The 14,161-nt window shown below is 63.0% G+C and carries 10 protein-coding genes; 8 read left to right on the forward strand and 2 right to left on the reverse strand.

The window, feature by feature from the left end:
• Positions 1–11 precede the first annotated feature (11 nt).
• From ACXAHG_RS15290 to ACXAHG_RS15305, 4 genes are all read left to right on the forward strand, one after another.
• Positions 12–2,561 carry an Ig-like domain-containing protein gene (locus ACXAHG_RS15290; RefSeq protein ID WP_475058626.1) on the forward strand — a complete coding sequence of 850 codons (2,550 nt, stop codon included), beginning with the start codon at positions 12–14 and terminating at the stop codon, positions 2,559–2,561.
• Positions 2,562–2,633: 72 nt separating this feature from the next.
• Entirely contained in the window at positions 2,634–3,926 is a 1,293-nt protein-coding gene (locus ACXAHG_RS15295; protein ID WP_475058628.1) for a TolC family protein, read from the forward strand.
• Positions 3,923–6,259: a type I secretion system permease/ATPase gene (locus ACXAHG_RS15300; protein ID WP_475044994.1), complete on the forward strand. Its 2,337-nt coding sequence runs from the start codon at positions 3,923–3,925 to the stop codon at positions 6,257–6,259. Before ACXAHG_RS15295 ends, ACXAHG_RS15300 begins: the two co-directional genes overlap by 4 nt.
• Positions 6,256–7,434 (forward strand): HlyD family type I secretion periplasmic adaptor subunit, encoded by a 1,179-nt coding sequence (locus tag ACXAHG_RS15305; RefSeq protein ID WP_475044995.1) that lies wholly within the window; start codon positions 6,256–6,258, stop codon positions 7,432–7,434. Before ACXAHG_RS15300 ends, ACXAHG_RS15305 begins: the two co-directional genes overlap by 4 nt.
• A 76-nt stretch (positions 7,435–7,510) precedes the next feature.
• On the opposite strand, the gene ACXAHG_RS15310 is transcribed toward ACXAHG_RS15305, so the two are convergent.
• A complete protein-coding gene (locus ACXAHG_RS15310; RefSeq protein WP_475044997.1) occupies positions 7,511–8,224 on the reverse strand; it encodes a trypsin-like serine peptidase in 714 nt (237 codons plus the stop codon).
• A 128-nt stretch (positions 8,225–8,352) separates the two neighbouring features.
• A complete protein-coding gene (locus tag ACXAHG_RS15315; protein ID WP_475058631.1) occupies positions 8,353–8,574 on the reverse strand; it encodes a hypothetical protein in 222 nt (73 codons plus the stop codon).
• 249 nt (positions 8,575–8,823) lie between these two features.
• Between ACXAHG_RS15315 and ACXAHG_RS15320 the strand changes: the two genes are divergently transcribed.
• The 4 genes from ACXAHG_RS15320 (at position 8,824) to ACXAHG_RS15335 (ending at position 14,050) form a co-directional block, all read left to right on the forward strand.
• Positions 8,824–11,172 (forward strand): methyl-accepting chemotaxis protein, encoded by a 2,349-nt coding sequence (locus tag ACXAHG_RS15320; protein ID WP_475058633.1) that lies wholly within the window; start codon positions 8,824–8,826, stop codon positions 11,170–11,172.
• A gap of 482 nt (positions 11,173–11,654) precedes the next feature.
• A complete protein-coding gene (locus ACXAHG_RS15325; RefSeq protein WP_475058635.1) occupies positions 11,655–12,386 on the forward strand; it encodes a response regulator in 732 nt (243 codons plus the stop codon).
• 103 nt (positions 12,387–12,489) lie between these two features.
• Positions 12,490–12,984, forward strand: coding sequence for a response regulator (locus tag ACXAHG_RS15330; RefSeq protein WP_475058638.1), 495 nt, complete (start codon positions 12,490–12,492; stop codon positions 12,982–12,984).
• Positions 12,956–14,050, forward strand: a complete 1,095-nt coding sequence (locus ACXAHG_RS15335) for a sensor histidine kinase (protein ID WP_475058640.1) — start codon at positions 12,956–12,958, stop codon at positions 14,048–14,050. The genes ACXAHG_RS15330 and ACXAHG_RS15335 overlap by 29 nt, the downstream gene beginning before the upstream one ends.
• Positions 14,051–14,161: the final 111 nt, after the last annotated feature.

Consider the following 14,161-nt stretch of genomic DNA (forward strand, 5'->3'; position numbering starts at 1 on the left):
GTGGTATTACTATGAGCACGGTCGCATTTATCACCCGCAATATGGCGGGCACTACACAGCATGGGAACTTTTCCGAAGGCACCCCGGCACGTATTGATGCCGCCCATGCCAAAGACATATCTCTGAACCTCAGCCCTGCCGACGTGGAAAGCTACTCCCGCCAGGGCAGCAACCTGCACATCACCCTCGCCAACGGCCAGGAGCTGGTGCTGGAGAACTACTATTCCTACGGTGCTGCAGGCGGGAAGAACCTGTTCCTCAGCCAGGAGGGCGAGTTTGTCGAAGTGGTGCTGGAAGACAAGTCCAGCGGCATGCTGTTTGCAACCTATGAGCCGCTGGACCTGACCGGCAAATGGAGCGCCTATGACGAAATGGTGTTCCTGGACGTGGACCGGGTTGAACCAGTGGTTGCACCGCTGGCCGCACCGCTGTTCGGCGGTCTGGGAGCAGGCGCGGCCGCAGCCGGTGTCGTCGGCGCAGCGGTCATCGCGGGCGGCGGCGGCGGCAGCGGCGATGGCGGCGGCGGGACGGACGGCATTGTGCCGACAGTCGATGACCCCGATGCAACCCACCCTGTTTCCGGATCGACCACCGACCCGGTGGTGATCACTGGCACCGGCGCACCCGGATCCGACGTAACGGTGACGATCGGCACCTCTACCCAGACCACCACAGTCGACGAAGACGGCGTCTGGGGCGTTACCTTCCCGGTTGATGAGCTGCCGGAGGACGGCAACTATGACTCAACCGTGCATGTGGTAGACCCGAACGGCACCGAATTCGATCTGGACGGCCCCGCCGTTGTGATCGACACGGTCACCGTGGTGGACCTGGACAGCGGCCAGGCAGGCGGCGACGACATGATCAACGGTGCCGAGGCTGCGGACGGCGTCACCCTGACCGGCACCGCCGAGGCCGGCGCAACGGTCGAAGTCACATTCCAGGGCGTCACCCGGACCGTCACCGCGACCGAAACAGGGACCTGGAGCGCCGAATTCGCCGCCTCTGAAATCGCCGCGGGTGAATACGACTCGGAAGTGACCGTCACGGCCACCGATGCGTTCGGCAACACGGACAGCACCAGCGGCACAATCCGTGTGGACACGCTGACTGCGGTCGGCATCGACAGCGGCCAGTCCGGCGGCGACGATATTGTCAGTAATGCCGAAGCTTCTGCCGGGCTGACTCTGACCGGCACCGCCGAGGCCGGCGCCTCTGTCAGCGTGACCGTCGAGGGGGTGACCCGCACCGCAACCGTGGATGCCGACGGCAACTGGGCGGCGGTTTTTGAAGCAGGTTCCCTGCCGGCGGGCGAATATGACACCACCATCAGCGTGACCTCCACCGATGCGGCCGGCAACACCGCTACCGCCACGGCAGATCTGCATGTGGATACCGTAGTGGACCCGCTCACCGTCGAAACCGCAAGCGTCGAAGGCGACGGCATCGTCAACGCAAGCGAGCGCAGCGACGGCGTGACCCTGACCGGCACGGTCGAGCCCGGCTCGACCGTTGTGGTTCAGCTGGGCGATGCCACCGAAACCGCAACCGTGGACGCGGATGGCAACTGGACCGCGGCCTTTGCCGCCGCCAGCATCCCGGAGGGCAGCTATGATGCCGCCGTGATGGTGACGGCAACGGATGCTGTGGGCAATACTTCGGAAATCACTGACACCCTGGCGATCGACACCGAAGTGGTGCCCCTCACATCTGACAGCGTGACCGGCGATGATGTGGTGAATCTGGCTGAAAACGCTGCGGGCCTTACCCTGACCGGCACGGTTGAGCCCGGATCCACCGTCCAGGTGACCATTCAGGGCATCACCCGAGACGCAGTTGTGGATGCAGACGGAAACTGGAGCGCAGCCTTTGAAGCAGGCTCCCTGCGTGAAGGTACCTATGAGGCCTCGGCGGAAATTTCCGCAACCGATCCGGCCGGAAACACCCAGACCCTGACCGAAAGCTTCAACGTCGACACCGAATACGATGCTCCGAACATTGGCGAGGTGATCAGTTCCGGCACCGGTGTCAGCAGCTTCTTCAGCGAGGACTTTGCAGCAGGCGACACCGCGCATGAGCTGACCGGCACAGGCGGAGTTTCGGAAGTCAGCGGCACCCTGACCGATCTGAGCGGCGGCCGGACATTGTTCGACTTTGACGCAGAGGTTCCGGACGGCTCGCATCTGGTGGTGAACCGTGTGGATACAGCCGGCAACAGCTCCGGAACCCTGGTTGTGTTCCAGAACGACGCCGATGAAACGGTTCTGGACCATGCGGGTTTGTCCGGGTTCAACATCGACGAGCTGAACCTGGTTCATGCGGACAATGCCGATCTCACCCTGACCGAAGCCGACATCAACAGCCTGTCGGGCAATGGCAACAGGCTGGTTGTGCATGGCAGCAAGGATGACGCCGCCGGCGAGCAGGATACGCTCACCATTTCCGGAGCGACCAAGACGGACGAAACCGAGACTATCGATGGGGAAGCCTACACCGTCTACACAATCGGCGATGACGGCACCTCCATTCTTGTCGACGATGACGTCAACGTCGTGATCTGAACATCCGGCCCGGCAGTTGGCGCTGCCGGGCCCAACATACTAAATGCCTTAAACAAAAGGGCAAAGGGCAGGATGCAACCGGGACGCTTTCTTTGCGCCATCGCAGTGATGTGCAGCCTGTCGGCTTGCGCACCCGCCCCCTTTGGCGGTGCGGCGGGCGATGCGGCAGACGGCGCCCCGCGCAGCAACTTCGCCCAGTCGGGCGAAGCCTCCTCCGAGGTGATCCGGCAGCTGATGGAGCGCCGTTCCCTGCTGGCCGCAGACAGCGCTTACGGCCAGGTGGCAGAGGCCGCCATTGCCGCCTCCTCCCGCGCTGCGGAGGCTGAGCTGATCAGTGCAAAACTGCGGGCCGAGGCCGCCTCCAAGAACTGGCTGCCGACTTTGGGGCCTTCGGTCAGCCTGACCGATCTGGGCGATCTGGTCGCAGGGCTGCTGATCGAGCAAGTGCTGTTCGACAACGGCCGCCGAAAGGCGGAGCGCGAATTCGCCGCCGCCGATGTGGAGGTTGCCGCCGTCAGCCTGTCCGAGGACATGAACGGCCGGGTGGAAACGGCCGTGGGCCTATATGCAGCCGCCTTGCGCGGCGATGAGAAGGCCGCCTATGGCGAACGCGCCCTGCGGCGGATGCAGGAATTCCGCCGTATCGTGCAGGGCCGTGTCGACGGCGGGGTCTCTGACCGCGCCGACCTCAATGTGGTGGACAGTAAGATCAGCGGCATCCGAACGTCCACCGCGACGTCGCAGGACGCCGCGGCAACCGCACGCGCGGAACTGCAGGCCATGACCGGGCAAAGCTTTGCGCACAAACCCTCGCATTTGGGGATCGGCACACCGCCGGAACAGGGTCAGTTCCTGTCGGTGCTCAGGGCCGGCGCCGAGGCAAACCGCACCATTGCCCAGGCCAAGGCGGGCCGCGCCGGCCTGCTGCCGCAGATTGCCGCCTCTGGCAACGTGACGTCTGACGGATCCGGCGCCGGGCTGACGCTGGGCGTGGGGCAGCCGCTTGGGCTGGGCACGCCGGCTGCCATTCAGGCGCTGGAAGCCTCCAAGGAGGCCGCAACCCGCCAGGTAGGCGAGGCCGAAGAAGCCGCACGCCGCACCTACAGCCGTCAGATCCAGCAGATCGCCTCCTATCAGCGTCAGGAAGGCGAAACCGCCGCGCTGGTGCGCCGCAGCCGTGAGACCTATGAGCTGTTCCAAAAACAGTTCGAGGCCGGCCAGCGCCCGGTGATGGAGGTGATCCAGGTCTATGAGGAACTGGTGCGCCGCGAGCAGGCCTATATCGACGCAAAATACGAGGTGGTGCTGATCCAGCTGCAGCTGGCACGCAGCCTGGGGCTTCTGGCCGATGGGGACAAGATTTGACCGACACCACGCCAAAGCCCCCCCGCCCCCTGCCCGCTGCCGGCAAGAAACCGGTGCTGCGGGCTGTGCCTGTATCCGGACCGCAAGCTGCGCCGCGTGACGGTATCCAGCCTGCAAACACCCCTGCCCCGGCCCCTGAACCGGCCCCGGCGGGCAAGGCCCAGCAGAAATCTCAAAGCACAGCCCAGCCGCAGGACGCGCAGCCCGAGGTCGGCTCGCTGCTGGAAGGCGCCGCCGCGCGCATTCAGCACCGCGCCAGCCTGATCGCCACCCTAGCGGCACTGAAAGGCAGTGAAATCCCGGTCAGCGACGTCGCGGCCTTCCTGTGGAGCGAAACCCCCGGCGACCTGTCGCTGCATTCGCTGGCCAAGGCGCTGCAAACCGCCGGGCTGCAACCGAAAGTGCTGGAGAAACAGCCGCTGTCACCGGCCCTGTGGCCGGCATTGGCGATCATGTCCGGCGGCCAATGCGTGCTGGTGCTGAGCCAGGCAGACGATGTTCTGACCATCTACGACACCGCCTGCCCGGACAACCGGACAGAGGTTCCGCTGGGTGAGTTCGGCCCGTATTTCACCGGCACCGTGCTGTCGGCGCGCCCCTCTCTCAAGCAGATGGCGGCCAAGCATACGCCGCAGATCGATCCCGGCCACTGGTTCTGGAGCGAGTTTCCCAAATACCGCCGCCAGGTCGGTGAGATCATGCTGGGCTCGCTGGTTGCCAATATCCTGGCAGTCTCGGTGGCGCTGTTCAGCTTGCAAGTCTATGACCGGGTGGTGCCGCACCAGTCGCACGCCACACTCTGGGTTCTGGCCGTCGGCGCCTTCCTGGCGATTGCGCTGGAGGCGATGCTGAAACTGGCCCGCGCGCGGCTCACCGATGCGGCCGGCCGCCAGATCGAACTGTCGGTGCAGCACAACCTGATGCGCCGCCTGATCGGCATGCGCTCTGACAAGAAGCCGCTGCCGCCCTCCGGCCTCTTTGCCGCGATGCGGGATTTCGGATCAGTGCGGGAGTTCTTTACCTCCTCCACCATCTCAACCCTGGCCGACATCCCCTTTATTGCGGTGTTCCTGCTGCTGGTCGCCTCCATTGCAGGGCCGGTGGTCTGGGTGATTGTGGCCGGCGGTATCCTGATGCTGCTGCCTGCCTATTTCATGCAGAAGAAGATGATCGCCTATACCCGCCAGACCCAGGGCGCCAACGCCAAGGCAGGGCGGCTGCTGCATGAGGTAGTGACGGAACTCGACACCGTGAAGACCCAGCGCGGCGAGGAGCGGGTGCTGCGGCTGTGGGATGAGCTGAACACGCTGTCGTCGCACTCTGCCACCGAACAGCGCAAGCTCTCCAGCGCCCTCACCTACTGGTCGCAAGGGGTGCAGCAAGCCACATATATCACCGCGGTTGTGCTGGGCACCCTGCTGGTGTTTGCCGGCGAATTCACCGTCGGCACCATCATCGCCACCGGCATCCTGACCAGCCGCACGCTGGCGCCGCTGACACAGTTCGCAGCGACCCTGGCCCGCTGGAGCAACGTCAAGGCCGCGCTGGAAGGGCTGGACGCCATTGCCCAGGCGCCGCAGGAAAAAGAGAAAGAGCGCACCTATCTGCGCCGCCAGAAGATCGAAGGCCGGTTTGAGCTGCGCGAGATCATGTTCCGCTATGAGGATGATGCAGCGCCGACCCTGGACGTGCAGGCGGTGGCGGTTACACCGGGCCAGCGGGTTGCGGTGCTAGGGGTCAACGGCTCTGGCAAGTCGACGCTGCTGAAGCTGCTGTCGGGGCTGTACGCACCGGACCGCGGCCGTATCCTGCTGGACGGCACCGATATGGCGCAGATTGACCCGCGCGACCTGCGGGCGAACATCGGCTATCTCAGCCAGGACGTGCGGCTGTTCGCAGGCTCCTTGCGCGACAACCTGAACCTCAACCAGCTGGAACGCGACGACGAGCGGCTGATGGAAGCGCTGGAGTTTGCAGGCCTCGGCTCGCATGTGCGCAATCACCACAAAGGGCTGGATCTGGAGATCAGCGACGGCGGCCACGGGTTGTCGATCGGCCAGCGCCAGTCTATCGGCTGGGCGCGGCTGTGGCTTCAGAACCCCTCTGTCGTGCTGCTGGACGAACCCACCGCGGCGCTGGACCAGACGCTGGAGCGCACCCTGGTCAGCCGCCTGGAAAGCTGGCTGGAGGGCCGCACCGCGGTAATCGCCACCCACCGGATGCCAATCCTGTCGCTGACCAACCGCACCCTTATCCTGCAATCGGGCCGGATGGTGGTGGACGGCCCGCGCGACCAGGTTTTGGCGCATCTGGCCGCCGGTGAGGGCAAATGACCATGGCGCTGCACGACCCCTACGGCGATGCCGCAACGCCGCGCAGTGCCAGCCGCATCATCTATCTGGCGCTGGCCGCAGTGCTCACCTTCCTGATCTGGGCCGCCTTTGCCTCCATCGACGAGATCGTGCGCGGCGAAGGCCAGGTGGTGTCCTCCTCCCGCGCGCAGATCGTGCAGAACCTGGAGGGCGGCATCCTGGCGGAGCTGCATGTGCGCCAGGGCGACATCGTCACCGCGGGCCAGGTGCTGGCCAAGCTGCAGGACACCAAATTCCGCACCGCTGCAGACGAGCTGCAGAACCAGATCGATGCGCTGGAGATCAAGCGCTACCGGCTGGAGGCGCAGATGAAAGGCGCCTTTGAATTCACCGTGCCGGAGATGCTGGCGCAGCGCTCTCCCGGCATTCTGGCCTCGGAACGGGGCCTGCTGACCGCGCGGCAAACCGATTTCACCAGCCGCCGCGACAGCGCCCGGCAGATCATGGATCAGCTGAACGCAGAGCTCGCCAATATGGAACGGCTCTACAAGCAGAAGATCGTGGCGCTGATTGAGGTGAACAAGGCCCGCAAGGCGGCCACTGATGCCCGCGCCAAATTTACCGAAATCGGCACTCAGGCGGAACTGGAACAGGCCGAGGAATACTCGCAAACGCTGCGGGAAATCACCACCCTGCGGCAAGAGCAGCGGCTGGCGGTGGACCAGCTGAACCGGACCATCATCACCTCCCCCATGGCAGGGATCGTGAACAGCCTGGCGGTCACCACCATCGGCGGCGTGATCCGCCCCGGCGAGGAAATCCTGGAAATCATCCCGCTGGGCGAGGAGCTGTTTGTCGAGGCGCGCGTCAAGCCCGAGGATATCGCCAGCGTGCAGCCCGGCCAGGACGCCACCATCAAGCTCTCGGCCTATGACTACACTATCTACGGCTCGCTGCGCGGCAAGGTGGATTTCGTCTCCGCCGACACCTTCGAGGACGACCGCAACCCGCGCGCCGAACCCTACTACCGGGTGACGGTGCGGGTAGACAAATCCGGCCTGACCGAGCGCCAGCAGTCGATTGAAATCCGCCCCGGCATGCGCGCCACAGCGGAATTGCAGACCGGCGCCAAAACCGTTCTGCAATACCTGCTGAAACCGCTCTACAAGTCCCGCGAAGCCCTGCGGGAGCCGTAAACGGAACAGGCCTGCCGCAGTCCTGCAGCAGGCCGCCATCCCAGTGACAGCTGGAAAACCCTTTGGCCGGGAGGCCCTAGCCCGCCCGCTGCATCAGATCCCGCAAGGATGCATCCAGCGCAGTGCCGATCGACACCCGGCGGTTACCCATCGCAGCCTTGGCCGAAATAACCGACACCAGCCGCGGCGGCTGCCCCGGGCGCATTTCCAGGACCGGCGAACCTGAGGCCCCGAAATCCACCAGGCAGGACATCACCAGGGTCCGGCTTTGGCGCGCCAGCACGCTGCAGGACCGCTCCATCTTGGGCCGGGTTGCGTGCCTGCGCGTATAGGACATAACCCCCAGCACATCCCCCCGCTCGGCACCGCTGGCCATTGTCAGCGGCTGGATCCGGCTGCGGCTGATCGGCCGGTCCAGCTTGAGCACGGCCAGATCGCTGCCGATCTGATGCGTGCCCGCCGGCCGGTAGCGATACTGCGGATGCATGACCGCCCGCACCACCTGCCGCAGGGCCACTGCTTCGCGCCCGGACAGCCCAGCCTCAAACCTAATCGAGGCCGGATCGACGCGCGCGCCGGTCCGCGGATCAAACAGGCAATGCGCCGCTGTCAGCACCAGATCCGGTGCCACCAATGCGCCCGTACACATGTTTTTGTTAGAGATGTTGAGCCGTCCCACGGCCTCCCACCCCTCTATTGATTTGACGCCAAACTGCGTGTCATCCGCAGCCGCGCCGATGGGCATGCCTAATGACAGGCATGCCGCAATCGCAGCAATTATAAGTCTCATGACCCACTCCAGCTTCCCACAGACGCATCGTTATTCAGGCGTGCGGCTGGAATGAGGCCCAATGTTGCCAGGCAGAGACGAATTCATGGACAGAATGTGGCAGCGTTAACAATTCTCTAACCCCCCGGTTATTGATGCTCAACCATGGCAAAAAAGCCCCGCAAATTGCCAGAAAAACCCGAAGGCAGCGTGCGTTTTTCTGAAAAAGCCCAAAAAAAGTGGGAAAAATCCGCCGGAGATACCGAAGCTGAGCCGGACTGCGGCAGCGATTCGCTCCCCTGTCGGGCGCCGCGCAAGGCCGCCAGGGGAGCAAAAAGACGGCTTTTGCCGGCCTGATCGAGCCAGGGCAAAGCTGCCCAATTGGTTAAAACGCCCCTTGGCCCGGCGTCCCTTTGTACCGGCGGCGCATTGGCTCCTGCCTATTTTCCAGGCAGTCGAACGCCTGTCTTGAGAGGCAAAAAGATCAAAAATCTACCGAAAAACCCCAGGCGCATTAACTCATCGAAAATCTATCTATCGTTGTATCAGCCCAGTTGCATCACCGGTTCCCCTGCGGCCTTGCCAGCGGGAATGCCACCGTTAGAGGTTGGGTTAAAAAAATGTTCAAATCGCTGAAGCTTGCCTACAAACTGCCGCTCATGATCGTCGGCACCGCGCTGTTGCTTACGGCACTGCTGATTGCTGTCAGCACGAACTATTTCCGCCGCAGTGTTGTGCATGACGCGGAGATGTTCATGCAGTCGCTGGTCACAGACCGCGAACTGGCACTGGAGGCCTACCTGGAAGGGATTGATGCCGCCATTCTGACCATTGCCTCGGTCCCCTCCACCGCAAAGGCGATGAAAGATCTGAAAGTGACTTGGGCAAGCAGGGGCGGCGATGGGCAATCCGAGGTGGGCAACTTGTCGATGTTTGCTTCAGCGGCCTCGCCTTACGACGTGCATTTCGAACGCAATCACCCGGCCTTCAAGAAAGTCATGGAACGGATGGGGTTCTACGACATCTTCCTGATCAGCACTGAAGGCGACGTGGTGTTCTCTGTCACCAAGGAAAGCGACTATGCAACGAATATGGTTACCGGCCCCTACAGCAGCTCCGGCCTGGCAGAGGCGTTCAACCGCGCTGTGAACGGCGCGGCAGAGCAGGTCTATTTCTCGGACATTGACGCCTACGCGCCAAGCGCGGGCGCACCGGCCGCCTTTGCGGCGACGCAAATCATCGATTCCAGCGGCCGCGTTGCCGGCGTCTTTGCACTGCAGGTTGCCATTGATGAAATCGCCAGGATCACCACGAATTTCGGCGGTGATCTGCAATCCCTGGACGTTTACCTGATCGGGCAGGATTTCAGGGCGCGCACCCCTTCCCGACAAGAGGGGGGCCACAGCGTTCTGGAAGAGCTGGCGCATCTGCCCCATATCGAAGCGGCCTTTTCGGGTGCCGCCGCTGCAGGCGGCAGCCCAGGCGCCGCGGATGGGCCTGTGAACGTCTTCCACCCTGCCGTCGAAAAGGCGGATGGCCATTTTGTCGCCGCCGTAACAGGCCCTGTGGTTTTCGGAGACATCCGCTGGTCGATCGTTGCTGAGCTGGACCGCGCGGAAATCCTGGCGCCGGCTGTCCGCCAGCGCAATCTCATGCTGCTGATTTCCCTGGCCTGTGCCGCGGCGGTCTCCCTGTTCGGATGGTTCTTTGCGCGATCGGTGACCAAACCCATCGACAGGATCTGCTCCGATATGGAAGCAATCTCGGGTGGCGATCTCGGCAATACGATCGACGCCGCGTCCCGCAAGGACGAAATCGGGAAGATCGGCAAAACTCTGGTCTCCATGCAGGCCGATCTGCAGCAGGCCCGCGCGGCGGAGGAGCGCCGCAGCGAGCTGCAGCAGCAGCAGCAATTCGTGGTCGAAAGCCTGAGCGCCGGACTGGTCCGCCTGTCCGCCGGAGATTTCTCGCAGGCGATCACCGAGGCGTTTCCGAAGGATCACGAGCAGCTGCGCCACGATTACAACCTGACTTTGGAAACTCTGAATGAGACCGTGCAGAAAGTTGTCGAGGCGGCCAGCAGCATCCGCAATGGGGCTGCGGAGATCAGCCAGGCCTCGGATGATCTGTCGCACCGCACCGAAAGCCAGGCGGCAACCCTGGAAGAAACCGCCGCGGCACTGGATGAGCTGACAACATCCGTATCTGAGGCCGCCGAAGGCGCCCGCAGCGTTGAAGCAACAATGGAAGAGGCACGGGCAGAGGCGGAATCGAGCGACAGCATCGTGCAAAATGCCGTGTCCGCGATGACTGAAATTGAACAAAGCTCCACCCACATCAGCCAGATCATCTCCGTGATCGACGACATCGCCTTCCAGACCAACCTTCTGGCCCTGAACGCCGGCGTCGAGGCGGCCCGGGCGGGCGAAGCAGGCAAGGGCTTTGCAGTCGTCGCAAGCGAAGTGCGCGCGTTGGCGCAGCGCTCGTCAGATGCGGCGATGGAGATCAAGACTCTGATCTCTGACAGCTCCAAACAGGTGGAGCGCGGCGTAGATCTGGTCGGCAAAGCGGGCGGTGCGCTGCAAAGCATCGTGCAGCGGGTTGCCCATATTTCGCAGCTGGTCTCCGGCATCGCCGAAGGCGCGGTGAAACAGTCCACCGGCCTCAGCGAGATCAACACCGGCGTCACACAGCTGGACCAGGTGACCCAGCAGAATGCGGCGATGGTGGAAGAAGCAACTGCTGCGGGCCACATGCTGAACACTGATGCAGGCAAACTTTCCGAACTGGTGGCGCATTTCACGATCAAGGGCCAGGCGCCTGCTGCGCCGGCAGGAAATCCGCCCGGCCTTCCAGCTGAGGATGCAGAAGCAGATTTCTGGGCCGGGGAAGACAGGTTCGAGGAACCGGAACCTCTGCAGCCAGCCGCAACCGGCACTGGCGGCATGGTCAAATGGGAAGACTTCTGACCGCAGCCTGTCCCGGAATTTGCAGGCCTTGACCAGCGCCGCTCAGGATCCAGCCCGCAGAACGGGCTGGATTGCCCTTGCTTAAACGGCAGCTGAACCGCTGAACCGCCCTCCCCCCTGATACATCCCGCTTGCAGCCTGGCCGGCTCTGACCTTCCGCTGCCGATGCCCGGGCTTTCGGCCGTCCGCTTGCGGCAGGACCGGCCTTGCCGCACAGTCCCCTCCGGCAGGCGGCCCGCGGACCGGACCCGTCCGGCAAGTGCACCGGCACCGCCGCAATAACACAGCGCAAAATGGAACCACTTTGCGTTTCGGCAGCGCAAAAAAGCCGTAACACATTACATTTGCTCAATTTTCTTTAATCAAATCGCCCAAGAAAATTATTAAGCACGCGAACTGAATGGTGTTACAATCACCTTTAAGGCGAATACCTCCCGGCGACCGACATCCCGGGGGATGCGTAGTTCAAAGAGGGTTACCGAATGAGAGAGACTCACTTTTCCGACCTGACCGCCCCGCCGGCCATGCAGCCAGCCATCCTCAGCATCCTGTCCGTGGATGACGACGAAATCGACAGGCTGCGCCTCAGCAAATTATGCCGCAAAGCGGGGATGCGGGCGGAATTCTACGAAGCCGCCAATCTGGATGAAATGCGCCAGCAGCTGGAAGCCGCGCAATTCGACCTGGTTTTCCTGGATCACAACCTGGGCATGGACACCGGGCTGGATGCGCTGAAAATCCTTCTGTGCCACGAGGAGCAGGTGCAGGCGGTCCCCATCATGCTGACCAGCATGACCAACTACCAAATTGCCGTCGATGCCATGCGCCGCGGCTGTGCCGACTACATCGTCAAGGAAGAGCTGACCACTGACACGCTGATCAAATCCATTGCCTCTGCAATAGAACGCCGCGCTCTTTACGGCCAGCTGACCAGCGCCCGTGCCTCCGAAAAGGAGCTGCGGCGGATCTTCAAACGGTTCATCGTGGGCTGCGGCCCGGACCTCCGGCTGCTTCTGAGCCGCACGCTGGCCGGGGTCCGCATGGTCAAGACCCAAGCCCGCCAGGACGGCAGCGTGCCGCCCTCGGTGCTGTCCGATGTGTCGCTGCTGGAACGCGGCTGTAAGGATCTTGTGGCCTTTATGGACGATTTGGACAGCGTGATCGAGGACACCCGGGAGATCACCGCCAGGGCCACGCCCACTCTGCTTCAATAGGCGCTAACAGCTGCTGGCGGGCCAGTCCGGGCGACGGTGGCAGCCCATAAAAAAATCCGCCGCGCATCTGCTTGGCCCGTGCGCCGGGAAAGGAAAGGACAGAATGAAACACAGCCCCCCGCCCGGCCGCCGCCGCGCCCTGAACATCATTCTGGTTGAGGACGACGACGGCGACGCCAAGGCGCTCCGCCGGGCTTTTGACCGTGCAAAGATCGCAAATCCGATCATGCGGTTTGTAGACGGTGTTGACGCCCTGGCCTTTCTGCGCGGCGAAATGCAGCAGGTGCCGCCGCCCAATTTTGTGGTTCTCAGCGATATCAACATGCCGCGCAAGAACGGCATTGAGCTCTTGCGGGAAATCCGTGCTGACCCTGTTCTGAACAAGATTCTGTTCATTTTCCTGACCACCTCCGCGGATGAACGGGATATTTCCGCAGCCTATGCCAGCAATGTGGCCGGCTACATTCTTAAGTCGAACGCCGGCGACATGTTTGTCGATCTTATGGCGACGCTGGACAGCTACTGGCGCATCGTCGAATTGCCCGAAATCCACATCAGAAAGGTGTCCGATGACGGTGGCCAATATCCTGATCATTGACGACGATGCCGGTGACCGGAAGCTGATGCGCAGGCTGCTGCGACAGCTTTATCCCGCCGCCGATGTCATTGAGGCCGGCAGCGGCAGTGAGGCTCTGTCTCACGCCGGCCAGCCAGTGCAGGTGATCCTGCTGGACTACTTGCTGCCAGACGGCAACGGGCTGGAACTGATTGCCCGGCTGAGCGATGCCTGGCCGCGGGCCGTTCTGTTCATGACCACCGGCCAGGGGGATGAGGAGATCGCCAAGAGCGTCATTCTGGCCGGAGCCAGCGATTACATCCCCAAGTCTGCAATCACCCAGGAAGCGCTTAAGCGGATGGTTGCAAACGGGCTGCGGCTTGCGGAAATGCGCTGGCGGATCCAGGAACAGCAGAATGAACTGCGCCTGTTTTCGAATGTTCTGGTGCATGACATGCGGGCACCGCTCCGGGCGATCAAGTTTCTAAGCGACCAGATCCAGGAGGAATACCGGAGCGGCGATCAGGAGGAAGCCGGGCGGCAGTTCGAGCTGATGAAGAAATCGGTGCGCAAGACTTCAGAGCTGATCGAAGGACTGGCACGCCACATCAACCCGCACAGCAACGGCAAGCCTGAACATGTCACAGTTGACAGCCTGTTTGACAGTCTGCAGGCGGTGCTGGCACAGGATCTTGCAAAGTCCGGAGCTAGGCTGCAGTGGCAATCAGGCGGGCTGAGCGTCCTGTGCTTTCCGCCGGACATTGTGCAGCTGCTGCAGAACCTGATTGGCAACGCGATCAAATACAGCGGCGGCAAGACGCCGGAGATTGCCGTGTCGGCTGAGACGGCACAGCAGGGGCTCATGATAACCGTGGCGGACAATGGTATCGGGGTGCCAGAAGAATACCGCGAAAAGATCTTTGAACCGTTCAAACGCCTGCAGCGCGGCAGCGATCAGCCAGGCAGCGGACTGGGCCTGGCCACCTGCGCCAAGATCGCCAGCCGCCACAATGGCACAATCTGGTGCGACCCGCGGCCCGAGGGCGGCACCGCCATCCGGTTTACCATTGGCTTGGACGCCGCAGGGCCTGCGCAGGCACGCGCTTAACTGCGGCACCCGGCTGAGCCTGAACCGCCCCGCCGCCAGCGCAAGCCGCTGTCCGGTGCCGCAGGGCCTGACATTGCACACCGCTTGCCACTGGTCCAGGCAGGGCCGTAC

This window comes from Leisingera sp. ABD4_442, from assembly GCF_056160905.1.

What these genes read in the sequence shown, in the direction of transcription:
- ACXAHG_RS15290 (WP_475058626.1), top strand. Translation starts at nt 12, where the DNA reads ATGAGCACGGTCGCATTTATCACCCGCAATATGGCGGGCACTACACAG.
- ACXAHG_RS15295 (WP_475058628.1), top strand. Translation starts at nt 2,634, where the DNA reads ATGCAACCGGGACGCTTTCTTTGCGCCATCGCAGTGATGTGCAGCCTG.
- ACXAHG_RS15305 (WP_475044995.1), top strand. Translation starts at nt 6,256, where the DNA reads ATGACCATGGCGCTGCACGACCCCTACGGCGATGCCGCAACGCCGCGC.
- ACXAHG_RS15310 (WP_475044997.1), bottom strand. Translation starts at nt 8,224, where the DNA reads ATGAGACTTATAATTGCTGCGATTGCGGCATGCCTGTCATTAGGCATG.
- ACXAHG_RS15320 (WP_475058633.1), top strand. Translation starts at nt 8,824, where the DNA reads ATGTTCAAATCGCTGAAGCTTGCCTACAAACTGCCGCTCATGATCGTC.
- ACXAHG_RS15325 (WP_475058635.1), top strand. Translation starts at nt 11,655, where the DNA reads ATGAGAGAGACTCACTTTTCCGACCTGACCGCCCCGCCGGCCATGCAG.
- ACXAHG_RS15330 (WP_475058638.1), top strand. Translation starts at nt 12,490, where the DNA reads ATGAAACACAGCCCCCCGCCCGGCCGCCGCCGCGCCCTGAACATCATT.
- ACXAHG_RS15335 (WP_475058640.1), top strand. Translation starts at nt 12,956, where the DNA reads ATGACGGTGGCCAATATCCTGATCATTGACGACGATGCCGGTGACCGG.